Source organism: Lysobacter antibioticus, from assembly GCF_001442535.1.
GTDB classification, from domain to species: Bacteria; Pseudomonadota; Gammaproteobacteria; order Xanthomonadales; family Xanthomonadaceae; genus Lysobacter; species Lysobacter antibioticus.
This window is the reverse complement of record NZ_CP013141.1, coordinates 2454242-2477537: the sequence shown is the minus strand read 5'-3', so window position 1 is coordinate 2477537 and position 23296 is coordinate 2454242. Positions and strand designations below refer to the sequence as shown.

General features: G+C 68.0%; 19 protein-coding genes. 11 read left to right on the top strand and 8 right to left on the bottom strand.

What is annotated here, in order from left to right; all coding sequences use genetic code 11:
• Positions 1–191: 191 nt before the first annotated feature.
• The 3 genes from GLA29479_RS10030 (at position 192) to GLA29479_RS10020 (ending at position 4846) form a co-directional block, all read left to right on the top strand.
• A complete protein-coding gene (locus GLA29479_RS10030) occupies positions 192–902 on the top strand; it encodes an RNA polymerase sigma factor (RefSeq protein ID WP_345775653.1) in 711 nt (236 codons plus the stop codon).
• Positions 903–922: 20 nt separating this feature from the next.
• The gene (locus GLA29479_RS10025) at positions 923–1909 is read left to right on the top strand and encodes a FecR family protein (RefSeq protein ID WP_057971489.1); all 987 of its coding nucleotides are present in this window, start codon (positions 923–925) and stop codon (positions 1907–1909) included.
• Positions 1910–2005: 96 nt separating this feature from the next.
• Positions 2006–4846 carry a TonB-dependent receptor gene (locus GLA29479_RS10020; RefSeq protein WP_057971488.1) on the top strand — a complete coding sequence of 947 codons (2841 nt, stop codon included), beginning with the start codon at positions 2006–2008 and terminating at the stop codon, positions 4844–4846.
• Between the two features lie 19 nt (positions 4847–4865).
• Here the strand turns inward: GLA29479_RS10020 and GLA29479_RS10015 are convergent, their stop codons facing one another.
• The 3 genes from GLA29479_RS10015 to GLA29479_RS10005 all read right to left on the bottom strand — a co-directional run bounded on the left by GLA29479_RS10015 (position 4866) and on the right by GLA29479_RS10005 (position 7686).
• Complete coding sequence (locus tag GLA29479_RS10015) at positions 4866–5285, bottom strand: DUF2752 domain-containing protein (protein WP_057919173.1); 420 nt, start codon at positions 5283–5285, stop codon at positions 4866–4868.
• A gap of 28 nt (positions 5286–5313) precedes the next feature.
• A complete protein-coding gene (locus tag GLA29479_RS10010) occupies positions 5314–5652 on the bottom strand; it encodes a CD225/dispanin family protein (RefSeq protein ID WP_057971487.1) in 339 nt (112 codons plus the stop codon).
• Between the two features lie 135 nt (positions 5653–5787).
• The gene (locus GLA29479_RS10005) at positions 5788–7686 is read right to left on the bottom strand and encodes an MFS transporter (RefSeq protein ID WP_057971486.1); all 1899 of its coding nucleotides are present in this window, start codon (positions 7684–7686) and stop codon (positions 5788–5790) included.
• A 459-nt stretch (positions 7687–8145) separates the two neighbouring features.
• On the opposite strand from GLA29479_RS10005, the gene GLA29479_RS10000 reads away from it, so the two are divergent.
• Positions 8146–9201: an alpha/beta fold hydrolase gene (locus tag GLA29479_RS10000; protein WP_057919171.1), complete on the top strand. Its 1056-nt coding sequence runs from the start codon at positions 8146–8148 to the stop codon at positions 9199–9201.
• A gap of 194 nt (positions 9202–9395) precedes the next feature.
• Here the strand turns inward: GLA29479_RS10000 and GLA29479_RS09995 are convergent, their stop codons facing one another.
• Positions 9396–10001, bottom strand: a complete 606-nt coding sequence (locus GLA29479_RS09995; RefSeq protein ID WP_082638487.1) for a mechanosensitive ion channel family protein — start codon at positions 9999–10001, stop codon at positions 9396–9398.
• Between the two features lie 140 nt (positions 10002–10141).
• The gene (locus GLA29479_RS09990) at positions 10142–10501 is read right to left on the bottom strand and encodes a hypothetical protein (RefSeq protein ID WP_144436440.1); all 360 of its coding nucleotides are present in this window, start codon (positions 10499–10501) and stop codon (positions 10142–10144) included.
• A 207-nt stretch (positions 10502–10708) separates the two neighbouring features.
• On the opposite strand from GLA29479_RS09990, the gene GLA29479_RS09985 reads away from it, so the two are divergent.
• Together GLA29479_RS09985 and GLA29479_RS09980 are read left to right on the top strand one after the other, a co-directional pair.
• Positions 10709–10990 (top strand): hypothetical protein, encoded by a 282-nt coding sequence (locus GLA29479_RS09985; RefSeq protein WP_057919169.1) that lies wholly within the window; start codon positions 10709–10711, stop codon positions 10988–10990.
• Positions 10991–11461: 471 nt separating this feature from the next.
• The gene (locus GLA29479_RS09980) at positions 11462–13084 is read left to right on the top strand and encodes an FAD-dependent monooxygenase (RefSeq protein WP_211265051.1); all 1623 of its coding nucleotides are present in this window, start codon (positions 11462–11464) and stop codon (positions 13082–13084) included.
• A gap of 191 nt (positions 13085–13275) precedes the next feature.
• Here GLA29479_RS09980 and purD read toward each other — a convergent pair whose 3' ends face one another.
• The 3 genes from purD to purH all read right to left on the bottom strand — a co-directional run bounded on the left by purD (position 13276) and on the right by purH (position 17182).
• On the bottom strand, positions 13276–14574 hold the full coding sequence (purD, locus tag GLA29479_RS09975; RefSeq protein WP_057919167.1) for a phosphoribosylamine--glycine ligase: 1299 nt from the start codon (positions 14572–14574) through the stop codon (positions 13276–13278).
• Positions 14575–14827: 253 nt separating this feature from the next.
• A complete protein-coding gene (locus GLA29479_RS09970; RefSeq protein WP_057971484.1) occupies positions 14828–15511 on the bottom strand; it encodes a hypothetical protein in 684 nt (227 codons plus the stop codon).
• Positions 15512–15595: 84 nt separating this feature from the next.
• Positions 15596–17182 (bottom strand): bifunctional phosphoribosylaminoimidazolecarboxamide formyltransferase/IMP cyclohydrolase, encoded by a 1587-nt coding sequence (gene purH / locus GLA29479_RS09965; RefSeq protein WP_057971483.1) that lies wholly within the window; start codon positions 17180–17182, stop codon positions 15596–15598.
• A 462-nt stretch (positions 17183–17644) separates the two neighbouring features.
• On the opposite strand from purH, the gene GLA29479_RS09960 reads away from it, so the two are divergent.
• From GLA29479_RS09960 to GLA29479_RS09940, 5 genes are read left to right on the top strand one after another with little or no spacing between them, the layout of a single operon-like run.
• Positions 17645–18292, top strand: a complete 648-nt coding sequence (locus tag GLA29479_RS09960; RefSeq protein ID WP_057919164.1) for a CDP-alcohol phosphatidyltransferase family protein — start codon at positions 17645–17647, stop codon at positions 18290–18292.
• Positions 18289–20049 carry a bifunctional alpha/beta hydrolase/class I SAM-dependent methyltransferase gene (locus GLA29479_RS09955; protein WP_057971482.1) on the top strand — a complete coding sequence of 587 codons (1761 nt, stop codon included), beginning with the start codon at positions 18289–18291 and terminating at the stop codon, positions 20047–20049. The genes GLA29479_RS09960 and GLA29479_RS09955 overlap by 4 nt, the downstream gene beginning before the upstream one ends.
• Entirely contained in the window at positions 20046–21392 is a 1347-nt protein-coding gene (locus tag GLA29479_RS09950) for a phosphatase PAP2/dual specificity phosphatase family protein (RefSeq protein WP_057971481.1), read from the top strand. The genes GLA29479_RS09955 and GLA29479_RS09950 overlap by 4 nt, the downstream gene beginning before the upstream one ends.
• The gene (locus tag GLA29479_RS09945) at positions 21389–21823 is read left to right on the top strand and encodes a hypothetical protein (RefSeq protein WP_248842827.1); all 435 of its coding nucleotides are present in this window, start codon (positions 21389–21391) and stop codon (positions 21821–21823) included. Before GLA29479_RS09950 ends, GLA29479_RS09945 begins: the two co-directional genes overlap by 4 nt.
• Positions 21820–23283 carry a TIGR04222 domain-containing membrane protein gene (locus GLA29479_RS09940; protein ID WP_082638486.1) on the top strand — a complete coding sequence of 488 codons (1464 nt, stop codon included), beginning with the start codon at positions 21820–21822 and terminating at the stop codon, positions 23281–23283. The genes GLA29479_RS09945 and GLA29479_RS09940 overlap by 4 nt, the downstream gene beginning before the upstream one ends.
• Positions 23284–23296: the final 13 nt, after the last annotated feature.

Here is a 23296-nt window from a genome sequence, read left to right as displayed (position 1 = left end):
GCGCTGCGGGCGCCTTGGCGACCGGCCGCGCTGCCGAGCGCGGCTGCGGCAAACAGCACGGTTCCGGCGACAGAGCGATGCAGCACCCGTTACGCGATACAGGAGTCCGGCGGTCACGATCTGAACCCCTGTAAGGCGTGCGGTCCCGCATCGCGCCTGCGCGCCCTCACGTTTGCGGAGGACTCGATCTGGTGAATCGCTTCACGTCCATCATCCACGCCGGTTTCGCGCCTGGCATCGCCGCGCACGACGGCCAGGGCTTCGTTCACCCAGCCGACGCGCCTGGGCTAGTATCGAAGCAATTTCCTGGAGCGTGGACGAAGGTGGACGTGGGTCAGGATTCTCCAGCGGCGAACCATCCCGCTCCGACGCGCCAGGACGACGATCATTTCATCGTCTTCCTGCGAGAGCATCGCGAGCCGCTGATCGCGTTTCTGCGCAAATCCGCGGCGACGCACGAGGATGCGCAAGACATCGCCCAGGAAACGATGATGCGCATGCTGCGCTATCGCGACCAGCCGGCCGAAGCGCTGAAGATCCTGATGTACCGCATCGCGATCAACGCGCTCAACGACCGCGGACGCCGCCAGAAAACCCGGCATGCGCCCGAGCACGTCAGCCTCGACGAGGACTATCACGCGCTGCCTTCGCAGGAACCCACGCACGATCAGCGCGTGGCGACCGAGCAGGAACTGGCGCTGGTGCGTGCAGCGATCATGCAATTACCGATGCGTAGTCGACAGATCTATCTACTCAATCGCATCAACGGCATGAGTTACACACAGATCGCGCGCCATTGCGGTATTTCTGTAAAGGCAGTGGAGAAGAATATCGGCCGGGCGCTCGCGCTTTTGCGCGCACGCATGAAGGACAGCGGCTTCGAGACCTTACAAGCACCATGAAGACATCAACTTCCACATCGATGGATCCGAACACGGCGCTTTCCGGCGAAGGCCGCGCCGAAGCGTGGGTCGCGCGGCTCGCGTCGCCCGAGTGCACGGCGCAGGAACGCGCCGAGTTCGATCGCTGGCTCGACGAGTCGCCGCAACACGTCGACGAATACGTGCGGGCCGAGCGCACTCATCAGCTGGCCGCGGCCTTGGCCAACGACGAAATGCTGCAGGCGGCCGCGCGCATCGCCTGGCGTGCCACCGGTCGCGAAGCGGCGCGTTCGCGCTGGTGGGCGCCGACCGCGTTGGCCGCGTCCTTGCTGGTCGCTACCGTGGTCGGCGTGACCTGGCTGCGCACCGCGCCGGCGCCGGTCGCCGACGAACGCCATGCCACCGCGATCGGCGAGCAGCGTTCGCTGCGCCTGGCCGATGGCACCCGGGTATTGCTCGACACCGATTCGGCGATCGTCGCGCGCTTCAGCGAGCGCGGCCGCGAGGTCGTGCTCGACCGCGGCCGGGTCCGGTTCGAGGTCGCCGCCGATCCGGCGCGTCCCTTCCTGGTCAAGGCCGGCCGCGGCGAGATCCGCGACATCGGCACCACCTTCCAGGTCGAGAAGACCGACGCGGTGGTCAGCGTCGGCCTGATCGAGGGCTCGGTGATCGTCTCCGGCGGCGTCGCCCAGGCCTCGAGCACCCTGCAACCCGGCCAGCAACTCAGCTACGACGACAGCGGCCGTCTCGGCGCCGCAGAACCCCTGGACATCAAGGCCGCACAGGCCTGGCCGGCCGGCAACCTGGTATTCAAGAACCGCCGCCTGGACGCCCTGCTGCTGGAAATGAACCGCTATTCGGCCACCAAGCTGCGCCTGGCCGAGCCCGGCCTGGGCGCGATCCCGGTCAGCGGCGTGTTCCACATCGGCGACCAGGCCTCGCTGCTGGAGGTCCTGGAACGCGGTTGGTCGCTGAAGGGCGAGCCGAACGACGACGGCGACATCGTCCTGCGCCGCAAATCCGGCTGACCCGGCCTGCGTGGGCCGCGTCGATGCTATGGTTGGACAGCGCCGTCAACAGGGGGGCGCCGAGTTCCGCTCTGGTCTGATCGATGCGGTTGGTGGATGGTCAAGATTTCCTATGCGTTCATCGTTTCCGTCGCGCTGACATTCGCGCCTGAAGTCGGGGCCCATCAGGCTCCCAAAGGCGATTTCACTGCAGATGGCTACCGCATCCAGGCCGGCGCTCTGGATGACGCACTCAATGCCTTCGCGGCCCAAAGCCGCGTACAGATTCTCTATTCCCCGTCGTTGGTCGCGAACCGTCGCAGCAGCGGCCTGAACGCCCATGTCTCGGCGCGCGACGCATTGGCCCGTTTGCTGCAGGGCACCGGCCTCACGGCGGTGGCCGTAAACGCCAATACCTACTTGCTGCAGGTCGTGCCGCGCCCGCGACCGGTCGCGGCGCCTCGTGCGACCGTGCGACGGGACACCTCCGGTCCGGGGTCACCGACCCAGCTCGACACCGTGCACGTCACCGGCACGCGCATCCCGCGTTCGGCCTTCCAAACCTCGACCCCGCTGACCATCATCACCCGCGAGCAAATCCGCTCGAGCGGGCACCAGACCCTGTTCGACCTGCTGCGGCTGATGCCGGGCATGACCGGCCACCATCCGCGCGACGTCGCCACCGCCGGCGGCGCCTCGCAGGTGCCCTCGGCCGCGGCGGCCTCGTCGAGCCTGTACTCGCTGGGCCCGCGCGCGACGCTGTTCCTGGTGGACGGCCGGCGCATCGCGAACTACGGCCTGGTCTCCACCGACATGGGCGCGCTCAGCGATCTCAACGGCATCCCGTTGAGCATGATCGACCGCATCGAGATCCTGCACGGCGGCGCCTCGGCCATCTACGGCGCCGACGCCATGGCCGGCGTGGTCAACATCATCCTCAAGAAGGATTACAGCGGCGGCGAAGTCACCGCCAATTTCGGCGCGTCCGAGCGCGGCGACGCCGAGCAGCAGCGCTTGTCGGTCAATCTCGGCTTGCAGACCCGCGGCGGCGGCAACGTCTTCCTCAGCGCCGATCACTTCACCCGCAACCCCCTGGTCGGCAGCCAGCGCGACTGGAGTACGGTCAATCAGGAAGACACCGGGCTGCAGGATGCGCGCATTCCGTTCGGCTATTACTTCGGCAATTACTACATTCCCATCAAGGGTTGCGAAGACCTCGACGCCGGCAGCGAAGGCCAGGCCTGCAGCCTCGACCGCGCCCGCTACGTCAGCCTGCAGCCGGGCATCACCAGCAACGCCTTCTACGGCCACTACCGCCAGCCCGTCGGCAGCCACAGCGAAATCTACGCCGACGTGCGCGCGACCCGGGTGGCCCTGGAGATGCAGAACGCGCCGTTCTTCGGCCTGGTGAACCTGCCCGACGACAGCCCCGACGCGTTCGCGCCGATGCCGATTCTGCCCTTGGCCTACGCCTTTTCCGAGGTCGGGCCGGTGCGCAACCGCACCACCACCACCACCCGCGATTCGACCCTCGGGTTCCGCGGCTATCGCGGACGCTGGGAGTGGGACCTCAGCCTGGCCCAGCGCCGCAACAAGGTGCTCAACCGCATCGACGGCCTGATCGACGAGCCCAAGCTCGAAGAAGCGGTCGAGGCGGAAAAATTCAGCTTCACCAAGAAAGGCAATACCGAAGAGGTGCTCGAGGAGATCGCGCCGCAGAACACCCTCGGCGGCGAAGTCATTCTCGACAGCGTGGTCGCCAATTTCGACGGCCCGGTGTTCGCGATGCCCGGCGGCGATGCGACCGTCGCGGTCGGCGCCGAGGCGCGGCGCGAACGTCTGCGCAGCCGTCCCGGCGGGGCGTTCATGCGCGGCGAGGTGGCCCTGGCGCAAAAGATGGAAGCGCGCAATTCGCACCGCTACGACTCGGCGCTGTACACCGAGATGAATCTGCCGCTGCACGAGAGCCTGTCGATCGATGCCGCCTGGCGCGTCGACCACAACGGCGGCCATGGCAGCCGGGTCTCGCCGAAGGCGGGGTTCAAATGGTCGCCGCTGCAAAGCCTGACCTTGCGCGGCTCGGTCGGCGAAGGCTATCGCGCACCGACCCTGTTCGAGATGCGCCGGCCGATGACCTTCGGCGACACCGCGATCGTGCCGTGGAACCCGGTCACCGACCCCTGCCTGATCCAGCTCAGCGAAACCAGTTGCCAGGTCGACAAGCACGCCACCGTCAATTCCAAGCTCAAGCCGGAAACCTCGCACAGCCGCACGCTCGGCATGATCTGGTCGCCGACCGACGCTTTCAGCCTGAGCGTCAACCACTACCGCATCCGCCGCAACAACGAGATCCTGGTGATCAACTCGCTGCAGCGGCCGGAGTTGTACCCCGAAGCCCTGGTGCGCGATTCCGACGGTTACCTGATCGGCGTCAACATGTACCTCGACAACGTCGGCAGCACCGACGTACGCGGTTGGGAGTTCGATGCCGACTACCGTTTCGAGACCGCGCGCCTGGGCAAGTTCGCCCTGCGCCTCAACGGCCACTACCTCGATCACTTGATCCGCCGCTCGCACCCGAAGGTCGACGCGCTCGACTACGCCGGCTACACCACGCCGAACCGCAGCGCGCTCGGCAGCGTGCAGTGGAGCTACCGCAACTGGATCACGACCCTCAACCTGCGCTACATGGGGCCGGCCAAGGTCGATTTCGGCGACCCCACCAAGAGCTGTTACAAGACCTGGCAGGTCAGCGGCAAATGCCGCACGCCGAGCGCGACGGTGACCGACCTGAACATCGCCTACGGCGGCTTCGAGCACTGGCTGCTAAGCCTCAACGTCAGCAATCTGAGCGACCACACGCCGGTCAATTACGACGAAAGCCCGGGCGGCTACAGCATCGTCGACGACGATCCGGTCGGGCGCTATTACTTGGTCAGCGCGACGTATCGTTTTTGAGCCGCGAGGCGGCGCGCGATCAGCCCGGCGCGAGCCAGGCGAACGGCCACCACGGCAGGTTGCGCAGCAACCAGAAGCCCAGTAGCAGGCCGATCCAGAATTTCGCGCTGATCAGGGTGGCGACGACCGCCTTCGGCAACGGCAGCCGATAACCGAAGCCCTGCAGCGCCAGCAAGGGCACCGCGATGATCAACAAGGGCAACAACGGGTTCATCGCCATCATCTGGGCGAGATCGCCGTGCACCAGCGCGTGCAAGGCGCGGGTCATGCCGCAGCCCGGGCAGTACAAACCGGTGAACTGGTAGAACAAACAACCCGGCAGCGGGCTGCCGGCGGCGCTGGGATCGAAGCGCCGCAACACCCACACGCCGGCGGCCGCCGCGGCCGTGGAGGCTGCGGCGGTCGCGGCGAGCGCGAGGTGGCGCGATCCGGGTTTCATGGTGTCGCTGCGACGATGCTTGAGGCGATCAGCGCGTCTGCATGCGCTGGAATTCCTGCAGCGCATCGCCGTACAGGAAGGAGGCGCCGTTGATGAAGAACGACACGATCATCCAGATCAGGCCGAGCACGGCCAGGCCGGTGCAGACCCAGGTCCAGATCTTCGCGTTCTCCGAAGCGCGGCGCGCGCCGGCTTCGTCGCCGGAAGCGAACTTGCTGTTGACTTGGCTGCCGTAGACGATCGCCACGATGCCGGGGATCGAGCCGACCATGCAGCACAGGCAGAACGTCAACACGGTGACCGTGATCGACCAGGCGAGGTAATTCGGGTACGGCGAAACCGGTGCTCCGGCGGACGGCTGATTCATGAGATCCCCTTTCTCGAACGATGGATGCCGCAGCGCGGCGGTCGGGGCATCCTATCAGCGCGCCTTGTGGCCCGGCACTCCCGGCCGGGCGTTCGCGGCCCGATTTCGGCCGATAGGCAGCCCGACTGCCGTCGCTCAGGCGCGCTCGCCGCGCAGCGCGCGCACCTGGGCTTCCAGCGATTCGGCGCTGACCGTTTCTGCCTGCACCGGCGCGTCGGCGACCACTTCGACATGGGCGCGGAAACGCCGCGGCACCCGCATCCGCGCCAGGCGTCCGCCTTCGGCGCGCGCGTTGCGTCGGCTCCACATGCTCGACCACATGCCGCGCAGCGCCATCGGGATCACCGGCACCGGCCGTTTGTCGAGGATGTGTTCGACGCCGGACTTGAATTTGGCGATCTCGCCGTCCTTGGTCAGGGCGCCCTCGGGGAAGATGCCGACCAACTGGCCGTCGTCGAGCGCGGCCTCGATTTCCTCGAACGCGCGCCGCATCACCTCCGGGTTCTCCTTCGCGCCGGCGATCGGGATCGCCTTGGCGGTGCGGAAGATCCAGCTCATCACCGGGATGTTGAAGATCTTGTAGTACATGACGAAGCGCACCGGCCGCGGGATGCTCGCACTGAGGATCAGCGCGTCCATGTAGCTGACGTGGTTGCACACCACCAGCGCCGCGCCTTCGTCGGGGATGCGTTCGGTGCCCGACACCCGCAGCCGGTACAGCGTGCGTACCAGCACCCAGCTCAGGAAGCGCATCAGGAACTCGGGCACGATCGTGAAGATGTAGATCGCGACCACCGCGTTGGCGATCGCCAGGGCCAGGAAGATCTGCGGGATGGTCCAGTGGAAGAACTTCTGCACGACCACGCCGAGTACCGCGGCCAGGACGATGAAAGCCGCGTTCTGGATGTTCATGCCGGCGATCACGCGCGACAGCTCGTTCTTCGGCGTGCGGTTCTGGATCAGGGCAAACAGCGGCACGACGAAGAAACCGGCGAACACGCCGATGCCGACCAGATCCATCATGATCCGCCACGCGCCGGGCTGGCTCACGAAACCGGCGACTTCCAGGCCGCTGACCGTGGCCGCGCCGCTGCGGGCGAAGAACAGGTCGACCATGAAGGCGCTCATGCCGAACGCGCCGAGCGGCACCAGGCCGATTTCGACGGTGCGCGCCGACAGCCGCTCGCACAGCATCGAGCCCACGCCGGTGCCGACCGAGAACAGGGCCAGGGCGAAGATGTACAGCGTTTCGGCGCCGCCGAGGTTGTCGACGGCGTAGGTCGGCAGCTGCGAGGTGAGCACCGTGCCGACGAACCAGAACCACGACACGCCGAGTACCGAATTGCGCACCGCCGGCTGGCGCCGGGTCATGCGCAGCACCTTGACCGACTCGGGGATCGGGTTCCAGTTGATCTTGAGCCCGGGTTCGCCGGCGTCGGCGCGCGGGATCAGGCGGCTGACGATGTTGCCGGTGATCGCCAGGGCGACGATGGCGCTGGCCGCGACCACCGGGCCGTGGCTCCCGGCGAGCTTGAAGATCAGGCCGCCGAAGATCATGCCGACCAGGATCGAGATCGAAGTGCCCATCTCGACCAGGCCGTTGCCGCCGGTGAGTTCCTCGGGCTTGAGCACCGAGGGCAGGATCGAATACTTGACCGGGCCGAACAGCGTCGATTGCAGACCGGTGCCGAACAGCGCGATCAGCAGCACCGGCAGGTTCTGGGTCAGGAAGCCGACCGCGGCCAGCGACATGATCGCGATTTCCATGGCGGTGGTGATGCGGATCAGCTTGTGCTTTTCGAGCCGCTCGGCGATCTGCCCCGCGGTCGCCGAGAACAGGAAGTAGGGCAGGATGAACAGCGCAGGCGCGAGATTGGTGTACAGCGTGCGCTGCTCGGGACTGACGCCGAGATAGAACAGCAGGCCGATGATGGCTTGCCGGTAGACGTTGTCGTTGAAGGCGCCCAGGGCCTGGGTCAGGAAGAACGGCAGGAAACGCCGTTGGGTGAGCAACGCGAACTGGTTGTGCGCCATGCCGTCCTGCTTGTCCGATCAAACCCGCACGTCGATGTGCGGCTCGCGCGAAGGATTCGCCGGGCGAGCCTAACAAACCCGTCCCTGCGCCGTGTAGCGGGAATGGGCGGAGTAGCGGAAAAGTAGACCCCGAAGCTACGAGGTCAAACCCAAGCGCCAAGCCGCAACGCCTTTACCACGGCGGTCCCGCCACGCTGCGATGGCTGCCCGCCTCGACCCGCCTTTGCAGTTCCCCCTTTGAAAAGGGGGTAGGGAGGATTGGCTCTCGCCTCCAAAGAACCGCGCAAGGTGCCCTCCCCGCGCCGCGTTCGAAGCCGCGCCCCGCGGCCTTTGTGTATCCCAATGTATCCGCGCCCGTCCCCGCCCGGCTCGCATACAAAACCCCGTGGCCGCAGACACGCGCCGGATACCCCGCCACGGTCGAATGCCCTGGTCCGCCCACCGCGCCAGGAGCCCGCCATGATCGCCGCACCGACCGACCGCCCACACGACCCGCAACGCCGCAGCCTGCTCGGCGGCGCCGCCCTGGCCCTGCTCGCCGCTCCACTCGGCGCCGTCGGATCCGCCTTCGCCGCGCCCGCCGGCGCCGTTGGTCCACGTCGTGCTGCCACTGCGGCCGCCTGGGGCCCGCTCAAGCAGATCGACGCCGGCGTGCTGCGCGTCAGCTACGCCGAACTCGGCCCGCGCCACGGCCGGCCGGTGCTGCTGTTGCACGGCTGGCCCTACGACATCCACACCTATGCCGAGGTCGCACCGCGGCTGGCCGCGCAGGGCTATCGAGTCATCGTTCCCTATCTGCGCGGTTACGGCGCCACGAGCTTCCTGTCCGTCGACACCCCGCGCAACGGCCAGCAGGCCGCGCTCGCCGCCGACGCCATCGCTTTGCTCGACGCGCTCGGCATTGAATCGGCTATCGTCGGCGGCTGCGACTGGGGCGCGCGCACCGCCGCGATCCTGGCCGCGCTGTGGCCGCAACGCTGCCAGGGCCTGGTCTCGGTCAGCGGCTACCTGATCGGCAGCCAGCAGGCCAACCAGGCGCCCTTGCCGCCGAAGGCCGAGCTGCAGTGGTGGTACCAGTTCTACTTCGCCACCGAACGCGGCGAGCGCGGCTATGCGCAGCACCGGCGCGAATTCTCGCGTCTGATCTGGGGGCTGGCCTCGCCGCAATGGCGCTTCGACGACGCGACCTTCGAGCGCAGCGCCGCCGCGTTCGACAACCCAGACCATGTCGCGGTGGTGATCCACAACTACCGTTGGCGCCTCGGCCTGGCCCAGGGCGAGGCGCAATTCGACGAGCTCGAAGCGCGGCTGGCCCAGGCGCCGGCCATCGCCGTGCCCACCATCACCCTGGAGGGCGACGCCAACGGCGCGCCCCACCCGCCGGCCGCGGCCTATGCCCGCAAGTTCACCGGCCCATACGCGCACCGCGAACTGCAAGGCGGCATCGGCCACAACCTGCCGCAGGAAGCGCCGGAGGCGTTCGCGCAGGCCATCGTCGACGTCGGCGCGCTGTGACCCAGCTGCTGGCATCGCCTCGTACGCCATCACTGTTTTTGCCGTTCCCCCTTTGAAAAGGGGGCAGGGGGATTTGCTTTTGCTCTGGCGCAAGGCGATAGCAAAAACTTGAATCCCCCGCGTCTGCTGTGCAGACGCCGCTTACTTTCCCGACTGGGGCAACAGCGACCGCTGCCGTTTAGGACTAACCTCGCTCAACGCCCCGCCGCATCCTGCCAGTCCGCCGCGTGTTCGGTCTTTTCCCGCGCTGCCCGCGCCCACGCCGGTTCCTGCCGCCAACGCCGCGTGGTGCGCTGGAAAAACTGGCTGTTGGGCACCTGCAGCACCGAGTCCTCGCCGTCGCCGTGGACTTCCTGCAGGGTCGTGTAGATGAAGTTGATGTCGACCACCCGCCCGCGCAGCCCCGGCTTGTCGCCGTTCTCCAGCACCTCGATGTGGTCGTACAAGCGGAACGGCCGCGTGGTCAGGATCAGGAACGCGCAGAAGATGTTCGACAACACGCTCCAGGCGGCGAAGAATGCCACCGCGCCGACCGCGACGAAACCGGTCAGCGTCGTCCACACCACCGAGCCGGAAATGCCGAGCCGATTGAGGAACAGCAGCAGCGCGCTGATGTAGATCAAGGTGCTGAGCACCCGCCGCAGCCCCAGCCCGAACGCAGGCGCGATGTCGTAGCGAACGCAGACCCGCCGCACCAACTGACGCAGCAGCGTGGTCAGGAGCCAGGCCCCGACCAGGATCGCCAGGGCCTCGCCCAGCTTCATGGCGGCATAAGCGCCTTGCGCGATCGTCGGCGACATGGGTGCGGTGTCCTCGGCTTGAAAAATTGACCGGCAGTGTAAGAGGGCGTTGGTTAGCGCGTCGTGCCCGATGGCACTCGCCGCATGCCGATGTTTCGGCATCGGTCGCCTGGTCGCGATAGCTGAGCGCGGACGGCTCTCTAAGAGACGTGGCCCGGCACCCGGACTCCGAGGTAATGAAGCAGGTCGTCCGCGGCGTTGTCGGCTTGGCCGCGGACATGCGCGTTGTCGTCGCGCAAGGCCGCGGCGATCGCGGGAACGGCGGCCACCAGGTCGAGGCGGCGGCAAGTACGGGCAAGATGACCAAGCCCGAGGACGGCATTGCCTCTGACGTTGAAGTCCGGGTGCCCGGCCAGCGACAGACAGATCGCTTCCGCCCACCCGCAGTCGGGCGGATCCATACCGATGACGATGGGGACGTACAGGAGTTCCTCGGGCAACCCGCGTGCGATTGCGGCTTCGACGTCTTGCTTCGTCCATCCGTCTCGAAACGGTCCCATGAATGATCTGACTCCCGTATCGGCTGCGGCGCAGCCGTTTTGAGGTTCGCGCCAAGTCTGGCATGGTCCCGATGGCGCGTTCGGAAATGTCGGCGTCGGGTGAACGTTCATAGGCTGAATGGGTGCAGGGCGGTGCGCGGAATTTCACATCGAGCCTGCATGGCCTCATTACCCTGAGTTCGACACCCTGGCGAAGAGGAGCTCGGTATGTCTGCGGATACCAAGACACCGTTGGATCAGGTCAATGCGGCGCTGAACCAGCTCAAGGAAATGCGTCATTACGCCAAGAACTACGTCGAGCAGTTGACCGCGCAGTGGCTGCTGTTCGACGGCGAGTTGAAGAAGCTCAAGCAGGCGGAAAACATCGAGGAACTGATGACGCGGCAGGGCGAGTTGTACGACGCCCTGGAGAAGGAGATCGCCGAGTTGGAGGTCGTGGTGGTGGCCTTGCAGCCGGCGCCTGAGGAAGCGGCGGGTACGACGCATTGACGCCGGCCTCTCGCGATCTTCGTTTGAGGCGGGCGACCGAAGGTTGTGGCGGTTCGGCTTTGCCGAAGTAAGCGCCGAACCGGCTTTCGCAGGGGGCGCGTCAGGGCTTCGTTGATCGATAGGAACGCCAGCAGGCCTGCGGCTGCGCGGCCTTGTCGTGAGGGGCGTGGCGTCGATGCGTGGCCATGAGGCTGCGACTGTGCGCGTCCCTTGATCGCGGCTTGCGCCGCTCCTACCCCTGTGGGGTGCAGCCTCGCTGTGCGGCGATGAGGCTGCGGGCTCCGTGCGTCCTTTGGTCGTGGCTCACGCCGCTCCTGCAAGGTGCAGGCCTTTACAGAGCGGGGGCGCTTTCGGGAAAGGAGGCAGCTCCGTCCCTGTCAATATCTTAGTCGACTGGGGGCTTGCGGCAAGCCCCCGGGCGTGGTGCTCAATCGCCCGCCGTAGCGAGGCTACGGAACCGGGAGACGAGCTATGAGCATGTGGCTATCGAAGTGGGCGGTGCGGGAACAGGGCCGTGAGGGGCGCTCCGGCGAAGCGGCGACGGATATTCATGACCGCGAGGCGTGCGCGCATGACGGGCGCGAGCCGAACGCGGCAAGCGGGCACGCCGTGGTCATCGCCGGTAGCGGGCCGACCGGGTTGATGTTGGCGGGCGAGTTGGCCTTGGCGGGGATCGACGTGGCGATCGTCGAGCGGCGTGCGACCCAGGAGCTGGCCGGGTCGCGTGCGGGCGGGCTGCATGCGCGCACGCTCGAAGTGCTGGATCAGCGCGGGATCGTGGATCGGTTTCTGGTTGAGGGACAGGTGGCGCAGGTCACCGGCTTCGCTGGGGTCATGTTGGATCTGGGCGGCTTTCCGACCCGTCATCCCTACGGACTCGGCCTGTGGCAGAACCATATCGAACGCATTCTCGCCGACTGGGTCGACGGGCTCGGGGTCACGGTCTATCGCGGATGCGAGGTAAGCGACTTGGTGCAGGACGAGGCTGGCGTCGAGGTCGCGCTGTTCGATGGTACGAGCTTGCGTGCGCAGTATCTGGTCGGCTGCGATGGTGGACGCAGCCGGGTGCGCAAAGCGGCCGGCATCGATTTTCCCGGTTGGGACGCGACGACCAGCCATCTGATCGCCGAGGTCGAGATGGCGCAGACGCCGCCCTTGGGCATCCATCGCAGTGGCTTCGGTATCCACTCCTTCGGTCGGGTGGACTACGAGATCCGCAACGGCGAAGTGATCTACGGCGACACCGGGCCGGTGCGGGTGATGCTGACCGAAGCGCAGGTCGGGGCCGTTGGCGAGCCGACGCTGGAGGATTTGCGCGCGGCCTTGATCGCGGTGTGCGGGAGCGATTACGGCGTGCACAGCCCGGTCTGGATTTCGCGTTTCACCGATGCGACGCGGCAGGCCGCGGCCTATCGCGAGCGGCGCGTGCTGTTGGCCGGCGACGCCGCGCATGTGCACGCGCCGGATGGCGGGCAGGGGTTGCAGCTCGGCATGCAGGATGCGGTGAACCTGGGCTGGAAGCTGGCGCAGGTGGTGAAGGGGATATCGCAGGAGAGCCTGCTCGACAGCTATCACGCCGAGCGTCACCCGGTCGCGGCGCGGGTGTTGCGCACGACCATGGCGTCGATCGCGCTGCGGCGCGGCGACGAGCGTACGACGGCGTTGCGCGAGACCGTGGCCGAGTTGCTCGGAATGGACGAGCCGCGCCGGCGGTTTGCGGCGATGTTGTCGGGGTTGGATGTTCGCTACGGACTCGGCGAAGGGCATCCGCTGCTTGGGCGGCGGATGCCCGATCTGGATCTGTTCGTCGCCGGTGGGCCGATGCGGGTGTATGCGCTGTTGCACGGGGCTCGGCCGGTGTTGCTCGATTTCGGTGCATCTGATGCCGTCGATATCGGGCCTTGGGCGGACCGGGTTCGTGCGATCGAGGCTCGTTACGACGGTGTCTGGGAGTTGCCGGCCTTAGGTGCGGTGACGGCGCCGACGGCGGTATTGATACGGCCGGATGGGTATGTGGCCTGGGTGGGCGATGGGAGCGATGCTGGGTTGAACGAGGCGTTGAACGAGTGGTTCGGCGGTGCGAATACGGCGTAGCGGTCGTGATGTCTATCGATCGCGACGGCCTTGTGGTTTCTGCGCGTTCCGCGGTCGCGGCTTGCGCCGCTCCTACCCTTTGCTGCGTCGCGTTGTGTAGGAGCGAGGTGAGTCGCGAGGTCGCGGTCGCGGCTTACGCCGCTCCTACACAGGGAGCGGCGTGACGCGGATGCCGCGCCTGCAAGATGCGGTCAGGCCTTCGCCGCCTGTTCGCGTTCGATCGCGCGCCAGCCGATGTCGTTGCGGTGGAATTCGCCGTCCCAACGGATCTTGGCGAGGGCGGTGTAGGCCTCGCGCTGGGCCTGGGCGACGTCGTCGCCGAGGGCGCAGACGCACAGGACGCGGCCGCCGGCGGTCAGCACTTCGCCGTCGGGGCCGAGTTGGGTGCCGGCCTGGAACACCTTGGCGTGCGGCGGCTGCGGCGCGGTCAGGCCGTGGATGACGTCGCCGGCCCGCGGCGTTTCCGGGTAGTTCGCCGCGGCCATGACCACGCCGAGCGAGGGGCGCGGGCTCCACTGCGCCTGCACGCTATCGAGCTTGCCGTCGAGCGCGGCTTCGACCAGGTCGAGCAGGTCGGACTCCAGGCGCAGCATCACCGGCTGGGTTTCCGGGTCGCCGAAGCGCACGTTGAATTCGATGACCTTGGGCGCACCGGCCTGGTCGATCATCAGGCCGGCATAGAGAAAGCCGGTGAACGGCACGCCGTCGGCGATCATGCCGTCGACGGTCGGCATCACCACCTCGCGCATCACGCGTGCGTGCACGTCGGGCGTGACAACCGGCGCCGGCGAGTAGGCGCCCATGCCGCCGGTGTTGGGGCCGGTGTCGCCGTCGCCGACGCGCTTGTGGTCCTGCGAGGTCGCCATCGGCAATGCGTGCTTGCCGTCGACCATCGAGATGAAGCTGGCTTCTTCGCCGTCGAGGAATTCCTCGATCACCACGCGTGCGCCGGCGGCGCCGAAGGCGTTGCCCGAGAGCATGTCGATGACGGCGGCTTCGGCCTCGTCCAGGGTCATGGCGACGATGACGCCCTTGCCGGCGGCCAGGCCGTCGGCCTTGACCACGATCGGCGCGCCTTTCTCACGCAGGTAGGCGAGGGCGGCATCGACCTCGGTGTGCACCGCGTAGTACGCGGTCGGGATGCCGTGCCGGGCCAGGAAGTCCTTGGCGAAGGCTTTGCTGCCTTCGAGCTGAGCTGCGGCGGCGGTCGGTCCGAAGATGCGTCGGCCGTCGGCGCGGAAGCGGTCGACCACGCCGGCGACCAGCGGCGCCTCCGGGCCGACCACGGTCAGCGCCACGCCTTCATCGGCGGCGAGCTTGAGCAGGCCGTCGATGTCGGTGGCGGCGACCGCGACGTTGCGGCATTTCTCCTCGTGCGCGGTGCCGGCATTGCCGGGCGCCACCAGCACCTCGTCGATGCGCGGCGACTGGGCCAGCTTCCAGGCCAGCGCGTGCTCGCGTCCGCCGGAACCGATAACGAGGATCTTCATGCGTGCTCCAGCGGGGGTAAGGACAACAGCCGCCGATTTTACGCGCTGGCAGGGGGCGGGGCGACCGCTGCACGACAAACCCGGCGCAGCGAGGCTCTGGGTAGGAGCGGCGCAAGCCGCGACCTCCGGCCGGAGAGGTGGTCCAGCGGGAGGGACGCCGCTACGGAGGAGTGTGTCGCGTTCGAGAGGCCGGGCTTCGAGCGGTCGCGGCTTGCGCCGCTCCTACCCTGAAAGCAAGGTGCGCGACCGCGCGCTACTGGATCAGCGCCTCGGCCCGGATCACGCCGTCCTCGCGCATCCGCGCCATGGCCAGGTCGGCCAGGCTGTCCCACAGCGGCGGCGGCAGACGGTTGTGGCGCAAGTGCCAGAGCAGGGCCAGCGATTGGTAGCGGCCCTCGCGCCAGGTCAGGGTCGCGCGCCAGGCCGGCTGCAGGGTCTGCGGGTCGAGCAGTTCGATGCGGTAGGCCTGTTCGGCGATTTCGCGGCCGTCGCGCTTCATGCCGTCGAGCGACACCCGCAGCACCGGTGCGCCGACTTCGCGGATCGTCTGGGCGGTGCGAGCCTGGTGCTGGATCGCCGCGGTGCGCGCGCTGGTTTGCGCGGTCAGGCCGAAGCGTTCTTCGTCGCTGCGCGCGGACAGCGCCTGGGTTCGGTAACCCAGGTCGGCCAAGCGCCGGTCGAGCGCGCGCGCAAGCCGTGCGGTGGAGTCGCGGCGCAAGCCGGCGTCGAGGTTCAGGGACACGTCCGGCTCGACCAGCAACAGCGTGATCGCGCGCCCGTCGGCGCGGTAGTCGCCGAGGGTTTCGCTGTCGACCGCCTGCCGGCGCGAATACTGCCAACCGGCCCAGCCGGCGATGACCACGCACAGCATCGCCAGCACGAGCAGCTTGCGTGCGATCGAGCGGCCCAGCGTATGTCGCAGCGACGGTCGGTTCATGACAGGGATGGCGCCGCCAGCGGGCGGCAGCGATAAGTCGGGCGTTCGGAATCGGCGCGGATGCAACGCATCCGCGCCGTTCGATCAATGACGGAAGTGACGCACGCCGGTGAAGACCATGGCCAGGCCGTGCTCGTCGGCGGCGGCGATGACTTCGTTGTCGCGCATCGAACCGCCCGGCTGGATCACCGCCTTGATGCCGGCGGCGGCGGCGGCGTCGATGCCGTCGCGGAACGGGAAGAAGGCGTCGGAGGCCATCACCGAGCCGGGCACGATCAAGCCGGCTTCCTCGGCCTTGAGCGCGGCGATCTTGGCGCTGACCACGCGGCTCATCTGGCCCGCGCCGATGCCGATGCTGCGATGGTCGCGCGCATAGACGATGGCGTTGGACTTGACGAACTTGGCGATGCGCCAGGCGAACAGCAGGTCGGCGAGCTGGGCGTCGGTCGGGGCGAGTTTGCTGACCACCTTGAGTTCGTCGCGGCCGACTTCGCGCAGATCGCTGCTCTGGATCAGCAGGCCCGAGCCGATGCGCTTGACGTCGTGCCGGTTGCGGCCGTCGCCGTGCGGGATGCGCAGCACGCGCACGTTGGCCTTCTTCTTGGCGTAGTCGAGCACGCCGTCTTCGTAGTCGGGTGCGATCAGCACTTCGACGAACTGACGGTCGAGGATGACCTTGGCGGTCGCCGCATCGAGCTTGGTGTTGAAGGCGATGATGCCGCCGAAGGCCGAGGTCGGGTCGGTGGCATAGGCCAGCTCGTAGGCGTCGCCGCAGGCCACGCCCTCGGCCACGCCGCAGGGATTGGCGTGCTTGACGATCACGCAGGCCGGGCGCTCGAACTGGCGCACGCATTCCCAGGCCGCATCGGCGTCGGCGAGGTTGTTGAAGCTCAGTTCCTTGCCCTGCAACTGGGTGAAGGTGGCCAGCGTGCCCGCCACCGGATACAGGTCGCGGTAGAACGCGCCCTGCTGGTGCGGGTTTTCGCCGTAGCGCAGGTCCATGACCTTGACGAAATTGGCGTTGTGCTGGGCCGGGAAGGTCTGCGCGCTGCCGTCTTCGGCGATCGCCGAAAGATGGTTGCTGATCGCGGCGTCGTATTGGGCGACGCGGTTGAACGCGGCGACCGACAGGGCGAAGCGGGTTTTGGCGCTGAGGGCACCGTCGGCGGCGTCGAGTTCGGCGATGACGCCGGCGTACTGGGCCGGGTCGGTCGCTACGGCTACGCGGGCGAAATTCTTCGCCGCCGAGCGCAGCATCGCCGGGCCGCCGATGTCGATGTTCTCGATGATGTCGTCGAAGCTGCTGGCCGGATTGGCCGCGACTTTCTCGAACGGATACAGGTTCAGCACCAGCAGGTCGATCGCGGCGATACCGTGTTCGGCCATCACCGCATCGTCGGTGCCGGCGCGGCCGAGCAGGCCGCCGTGGACCAGCGGATGCAGGGTCTTGACTCGGCCGTCCATCATTTCCGGGAAGCCGGTGACCTCGGACACGTCGCGCACGGCCAGGCCGGCGTCGCGGATGGCCTTGGCGGTGCCGCCGGTGGAAAGCAGTTCGACCCCGCGCGCGGCCAGGGCCTGGGCGAGTTCGAGGAGACCGGTCTTGTCGGACACGGACAGCAGGGCGCGGCGGATTTTAACCGGCGTGCCGGGCAGGCGATCGGAGGTCATTCGGGGAGGTAGGGCAGCGGAAGGGCGCGGGAATTATAGGCCCCGGGGGCGTCGGGCGCCGGCCGTTCATGCGGGTATGGCGGTATCGGCGAAGTTTCGACGGCCTGCGGCGCAAAGGGCCAAGGCAAAGCAAACCCCCACGCCTGCTGTGCAGGCGCCGCCCTCTTCTCCACGGGGCAACCGTGGGAGGGGCTGCGGTTCTTCAATTTCCAGTCTCTGTCTCTCTCTCCCGTCCCCAATCGCCAGTCCTCAGCCGGCGCCAGGCGCAGCCCCGCCTGTTGCTGTTCCCCCTTTGAAAAAGGGGGCAGGGGGATTTCGCCTTTCCGCCTGGCAACGCAATCCCACCTCCGCGTCGCCGCGACGGCCGCGCCGCCGCCGCCGGGCACGGCACTGTCATCGCCCCGGCCAGCGGCTAAGCTGATGCGCGACGGCCCACGCCGGGCAGGATGGAACGCACAGGGAATGGCATCGATCTACGCTTTGAAAGGGCGCTTCCAGGCGCTGCTGCGGCCGCTGGTGCGCCGCCTGCATGCGCTGGGCGTCAGCGCGAACCAGGTCACCGTCGCGGCGGCCGTGGTTTCGCTCGCGGTTGCCGCAGCGGTCGGCTGGGGCGCCGCCGCGCGGCCCTGGCTGTTCGCGCTGTTGCCGCTGTGGATGTTCCTGCGCATGGCGATGAACGCCATCGACGGCATGCTGGCGCGCGAGTTCGGCCAGCAGTCGCGCCTGGGCGCCTACCTCAACGAGCTGTGCGACGTGGTCTCCGACAGCGCCCTGTATCTGGCGCTGTTCGCGGTGCCGGGCCTCGCGCCGGCGCCATTGTTCGTGTTCGTGCTGCTGGCCGCACTGACGGAGTACGCCGGCGTGCTGGGGCTGATGGTCGGCGCGCCGCGCCGCTACGACGGGCCGATGGGCAAGAGTGACCGCGCCTTCGGCATCGGTCTGCTCGGCGTCCTGCTCGCCGGCGGTTGGATCGGCGCGGCGATTACGGAACTCGCGCTCGCCTTGATGGGTCTGATGTGCGTGTGGACCGTGGTGCGCCGGGTGCGCGCCGGTTTGCGGCATGATGCCGCGCAAGACAGTGTCGGCCAACGACAAGGAGAACAACGATGAGGGAACATCAGGAACGCCACTACGCGAGCTTCGACGACGCGCAGTTGTTCTATCGCCACTGGCCCGCGACGGAAGCCGCAGCGGGGCAGCCGCGCCGCGCCGTCGTGCTGTTGCACCGCGGCCACGAACATTCCGGCCGGGTCGCGCACCTGGTCGGCGAGTTGAACCTCAACGACTGCGACTTTTTCGCCTGGGACGCGCGCGGCAATGGCCGCTCGCCGGGCGAGCGCGGCGATGCGCCCGGTTTCGAAGCCCTGGTGCGCGACCTCGACCGCTTCGTCGCCCATATCGCCGATGTCCATGGCATCGCCGTGGACGAGATCGCCCTGGTCGCGCAGAGCGTCGGTGCAGTGGTTGCGGCGACCTGGGTCCATGATTACGCACCGCGGCTGCGCGCGCTGGTACTGGCTTCGCCCGCGTTCAAGGTCAAGCTGTACGTGCCGTTGGCGCGGCCGGGCTTGAAGCTGATGCAGAAGCTGCGCGGCAACTTTTTCGTCAACAGCTATGTGCAGCCGCAATGGTTGACCCACGACCCCGAGCGCATCGCCAGCTATCGCACCGATCCCTTGATCGCGCGGCCGATTTCGGTGCGCGTGCTGCTGGGCCTGTACCAAGCCGCCGACCGCATCGTCGCCGACGCCCAGGCGATCACGGTGCCGACGCAGTTGCTGGTGTCGGGCGCCGACTTCGTCGTCCATCGCGGCCCGCAGGACCGTTTCTACGAGCGTCTCGGTTCGAGCATCAAGGAACGCCACCTGTTGCCGGACTTCTATCACGACACCCTCGGCGAGAAAGGCCGGGCGGCAGCGGTGAACCGCATCCGCAGTTTCGTCCAGGCGCGTTTCGCCGAACCATTGCGCCGCGTGGATATGCTCGATGCGCACCGCCACGGCCCGAGTTTCGAGGAATCGGAAAAGCTGTCCTGGCCGCCCGAGCGCTGGTCGTTGGCCGACTTGCGTTGGCGTTTCGTCCGCGCCGGCCTGCGCTTCGGCGGCAAATTCTCGGAAGGCATCAAGCTCGGCATCGACACCGGTTTCGATTCCGGCAGCAGCCTGGACTATGTCTACCGCAACGAGGCGCGCGGCAGCGGGCCGCTCGGCCGCATCATCGATCGCAATTATCTCGAAGCGATCGGCTGGCGCGGTATCCGCGTGCGCCGCACCCATCTGCACGAGTTGTTGCGGGTCGCGATGTGGCGGTTGCGCGCGGCCGGTCTGCCGGTCGACGCGGTCGATATCGCCGCCGGCCATGGCCGCTATGCGCTGGAAGCGCTGGCGGGCAGCAGCGAGCGCGCCGATTCGATCCGTCTGCGCGATTACAGCGAGCTCAACGTCGACAAGGGCCGCGCCCTGATCGATGAGCTGGGCGCCGGTGCGATCGCGCGCTTCGACCAGGGCGATGCCTTCGACCGCCATGCGCTCGCGGCTTTGCACCCGCGCCCGACCCTCGCGGTGGTGTCGGGCCTGTACGAATTGTTCCCCGACAACGAGCAGGTGCGGCGTTCGCTCGACGGCCTGGCCGCGGCGGTGCCGGTGGGCGGTTATCTGGTCTACACCGGCCAACCCTGGCACCCGCAGCTCGAATTCATCGCCCGCGCCCTGACCAGCCACCGTGGCGGCGAAGCCTGGGTGATGCGGCGTCGCAGCCAGCAGGAGATGGACGACCTGGTCGCCGCGGCCGGCTTCCGCAAGATCGACCAGCGCATAGACGCCTGGGGCATCTTCACCGTATCGCTGGCGCAGCGGGTCGAGGCATGACAGCTGCGCCGGCGCGGCGTCCGTGGGGAAGAGCGCTGCTGTGGCTGTTGTTGCTGGGGCCGCTGTTCTTCCTGAGCTACGGCTACGCCAATTCGGTGGCGGCCGCGCGCACGGACGTGCCGCACATCGTCTTCGCCTGGGAGCACGCGATTGCGTTCTGGGCCTGGACCATCGTGCCGTACTGGTCGATCGACCTGTTCTACGGCATCTCGCTGTTCGTCTGCCGCGACCGACGCGAGCTCGACAACCAGGCACTGCGCCTGTTGACCGCGCAAATCATCGCGGTCGGCTGCTTCCTGTTGCTGCCCTTGCGCTACACCTTCCAGCGCCCCGACAGCGACGGCGTGTTCGGCTGGCTGTTCGACGTGCTGCTGGGTTTCGACAAACCCTTCAACCAGGCGCCGTCGCTGCACATCGTGCTGCTGATCGTGCTATGGGTGCGTTTCGCCCATCATCTCGGCGCGACCTGGCGCTGGCTGCTGCACCTGTGGTTCGCCCTGATCGGCGTGTCGGTGCTGACCACGTTCCAGCATCACTTCATCGATATTCCGACCGGCCTGCTCGCCGGCTGGCTGTGCGTGTGGCTGTGGCCCGAGCGTGTTGCCGCACCCTGGCGCAGCGCAGCCCTGGCGCGCGACCCCCAGCGTTGGCAGTTGGCGGCGGTTTACTGCGCTGGCGCGGCGGTGTTCGCGTTCGCGGCGTGGTCGTTCGGCGGGGCGGCGTGGTGGCTGCTATGGCCTGCGTGGTCGCTGGCGATGGTCGCTTCGAACTACGCGGTGTTCGGCGCCAACGGTTTCCAGAAGCGCGCCGACGGCCGCTTGAGCCTGGCCGCGCGCTGGCTGTACGCGCCCTACCTGCTGGGCGCCTGGATCAATTCGCGCTGGTGGACGCGGCGTGCGCCGCAGCCGGTGGCGGTGATCGACGGGGTCTGGCTCGGCCGCGTGCCGGGGGCGGGCCAGCGGGGCGAGTTCGCCGCGCTCGTCGATTGCAGCGCCGAGCTGTCGCTGCCGGTGTGGCGCGAGGGCGATGCGGTGCGGCCGATGCTCGACCTGGTCGCGCCGACCCCGGGGCAATTGCGCGAGGCGGCGCAGGACATCGAGTGTTTGCGTCAACGCGGCAAGACCTTGGTCTGCTGCGCCCTGGGCTATTCGCGCAGCGCGGCGGCGGTCGCCGCCTGGTTGCTGCTCAGCGGGCGCGCCGACAGCATCGAGGAGGCAATCGCGATCCTGCGCAAGGCGCAGCCGGCGATCGTGCTCGGCGCGGCGCATCGGCGGGCACTGGAGGCCACGCTCGGCAGCGTAGACGCTGCCGATGCGGGGCTGCCGGGAGGGCAGGTGGCATGACGGGCTCAACCACCACGTCGTTCGACCTGCGCGCCATGGCCGCGCTGCTGGCGCAGGGAAGGCAACTGCGCGCGCTGTCGTGGCTGTTGCTGGCGGCGGCGCTGCTCGCGCTGGTCGTGCCGACGGCTTCGCCGCCACCCTGGCCGCTCGCGCTCAGCCTCGTCGCAGGCTTGCTGCAATGCTATTACGCGCTGCGGGTGGATTTCGACGCGCGCCTGTTCCAGGCCGCCTCCGAAGACGAAGACAGTGTGCGCGCCGCACAACGGCTCGACGCGAGTCTGCTCGCGCTGGGTTTGCTCAAGCCCGGTCGCGCAGGCCGCGACTGGCCGGCGCGTTGGCGCGGTGCGCGTGGTTTGATGGTGCGTCAGGCGGTCAGCCTGTCGGTGCAGGCGGCGGCCCTGGTGTGGGCCTATGGACGAGCGTGGGCATGAACGGAATTCCCTTGGACGATCACGAGGTTTGGACGCCGCAACGGCAGGCGTTGTGGCAGCGCCTGAGCGATTACCGCTTCGGCGGTGAGCAGCCCGAGGCGTTCGTCGAGCGCGTTGCGCACGCCTGCCAGTCGACCCGCGAAACCGCGCAAGAGGCGATCGAGGAGTACCGGCGCTTTTGTTTTCTCGCGGTCGGCGCCGGCCATGCGGTGACCCCGAGCGAGATCGTCGACCGGGTCTGGCATACGCATATGACCGACACCCGCGACTACTGGCTGAAGTTCTGCCCCGAGGCGCTCGAACAGCCGTTGCATCATTCGCCCTCGCTCGGCGGGCTGGCGGAAGACGAGCGCCATCGCCGCCAATACCTCGACACCGTCGACAGCTATCGGCGCTATTTCGGCGATCCGCCGTCGCGGTTCTGGGCGGGCGACCCGCTGCCGGCGCGCCTGACCGCGGACGAGTCGGTGTGGTTGCCGCTGACCCGGGTCAACTCGCCCTGGTTGTTCGAGCCGAAGGGGCTGGGCCGCTGGTTCTGGGGCTGGAGCGGGCTGTCGGCCGCAGTCTTTCTGCTCGGCGGCGCCGAGAACGGCACGTTCGATCCGTTGGAGTGGCGCGGCGGCTGGTTTCTGGCGCTGTATTTCGCCGTAATCGGTTGGACCTACACCGCAGGCAACGCGGTGCAGCGCGCGTTGCGCGGCCGCGACGGTGCCGGCACGGAGCTGCCGGCCGACTCGATCGAACTCGGCTTCCTGGCCGGCGGCGCCGAGCGCGCCGCCGATGTGGCCGTAGTCGAGTTGCTCACCCGCGATGCGATCAAGCTGGATTATCCGGGGGCGCCGGAGAAGGCCGCTTCGCTGCGTCTGCCGGTGTGGCTGCGCGCCAGCGCGGGCGCGGCCGGCGTGCCGTCGCGGTTGCTGGGCCTGACGAAGATCGTGCAACGCACCCAGCATTTGAGCGAGGCGATGCCGGCCTTGCGAGAGCACTACGGGCGTCTGGCGGAACCCATGCGGGCCAAGGGCTGGTGGCTGAGCGAGGGGCAGCGTTGGCGCGGGCGCCTGGCCGCGGCGTTGCCGATGTTCGCCGTCGTCGTATTCGGCGTGACCAAGATATCGATCGGCGAAGCCCGCGGGCGGCCCGTCGGGTTTCTGGTGGTGTTGACCGCCTTGGCCGGATTGATGGTGCTGGTGCAACTGTGCACCGCGCAGCGCCGTACCCGCGCGGGCGACCGGGCGCTGCAGAGCGCGACGATCAAGACCCGCCGTTCCGACGACCTGGCCGAGCGTGTCGCGCTGGCCGGGACGATGGCGCTGATCGGCACGCCCTTGGCCGATTACCACACGCTGCGCACGCCGGTATCGGGTTCCAGCGATTCGAGCAGCAGTTCCAGCGGTTGTGGCAGCGGCGGCGACAGCGGCGGCGGTGGCGGCTGCGGTGGTTGTGGCGGTGGTGGCGATTGAACGGAGCACAGCG

What these genes read in the sequence shown, in the direction of transcription:
- GLA29479_RS09950 (WP_057971481.1), top strand. Translation starts at nt 20,046, where the DNA reads ATGACAGCTGCGCCGGCGCGGCGTCCGTGGGGAAGAGCGCTGCTGTGG.
- GLA29479_RS09985 (WP_057919169.1), top strand. Translation starts at nt 10,709, where the DNA reads ATGTCTGCGGATACCAAGACACCGTTGGATCAGGTCAATGCGGCGCTG.
- GLA29479_RS10000 (WP_057919171.1), top strand. Translation starts at nt 8,146, where the DNA reads ATGATCGCCGCACCGACCGACCGCCCACACGACCCGCAACGCCGCAGC.
- GLA29479_RS09980 (WP_211265051.1), top strand. Translation starts at nt 11,462, where the DNA reads ATGAGCATGTGGCTATCGAAGTGGGCGGTGCGGGAACAGGGCCGTGAG.
- GLA29479_RS10005 (WP_057971486.1), bottom strand. Translation starts at nt 7,686, where the DNA reads ATGGCGCACAACCAGTTCGCGTTGCTCACCCAACGGCGTTTCCTGCCG.
- GLA29479_RS09940 (WP_082638486.1), top strand. Translation starts at nt 21,820, where the DNA reads ATGAACGGAATTCCCTTGGACGATCACGAGGTTTGGACGCCGCAACGG.
- GLA29479_RS09960 (WP_057919164.1), top strand. Translation starts at nt 17,645, where the DNA reads ATGGCATCGATCTACGCTTTGAAAGGGCGCTTCCAGGCGCTGCTGCGG.
- GLA29479_RS09955 (WP_057971482.1), top strand. Translation starts at nt 18,289, where the DNA reads ATGAGGGAACATCAGGAACGCCACTACGCGAGCTTCGACGACGCGCAG.
- GLA29479_RS10025 (WP_057971489.1), top strand. Translation starts at nt 923, where the DNA reads ATGGATCCGAACACGGCGCTTTCCGGCGAAGGCCGCGCCGAAGCGTGG.
- purH (WP_057971483.1), bottom strand. Translation starts at nt 17,182, where the DNA reads ATGACCTCCGATCGCCTGCCCGGCACGCCGGTTAAAATCCGCCGCGCC.
- GLA29479_RS10010 (WP_057971487.1), bottom strand. Translation starts at nt 5,652, where the DNA reads ATGAATCAGCCGTCCGCCGGAGCACCGGTTTCGCCGTACCCGAATTAC.
- GLA29479_RS09970 (WP_057971484.1), bottom strand. Translation starts at nt 15,511, where the DNA reads ATGAACCGACCGTCGCTGCGACATACGCTGGGCCGCTCGATCGCACGC.
- GLA29479_RS10020 (WP_057971488.1), top strand. Translation starts at nt 2,006, where the DNA reads ATGGTCAAGATTTCCTATGCGTTCATCGTTTCCGTCGCGCTGACATTC.
- purD (WP_057919167.1), bottom strand. Translation starts at nt 14,574, where the DNA reads ATGAAGATCCTCGTTATCGGTTCCGGCGGACGCGAGCACGCGCTGGCC.
- GLA29479_RS09990 (WP_144436440.1), bottom strand. Translation starts at nt 10,501, where the DNA reads ATGGGACCGTTTCGAGACGGATGGACGAAGCAAGACGTCGAAGCCGCA.
- GLA29479_RS10015 (WP_057919173.1), bottom strand. Translation starts at nt 5,285, where the DNA reads ATGAAACCCGGATCGCGCCACCTCGCGCTCGCCGCGACCGCCGCAGCC.
- GLA29479_RS09995 (WP_082638487.1), bottom strand. Translation starts at nt 10,001, where the DNA reads ATGTCGCCGACGATCGCGCAAGGCGCTTATGCCGCCATGAAGCTGGGC.
- GLA29479_RS09945 (WP_248842827.1), top strand. Translation starts at nt 21,389, where the DNA reads ATGACGGGCTCAACCACCACGTCGTTCGACCTGCGCGCCATGGCCGCG.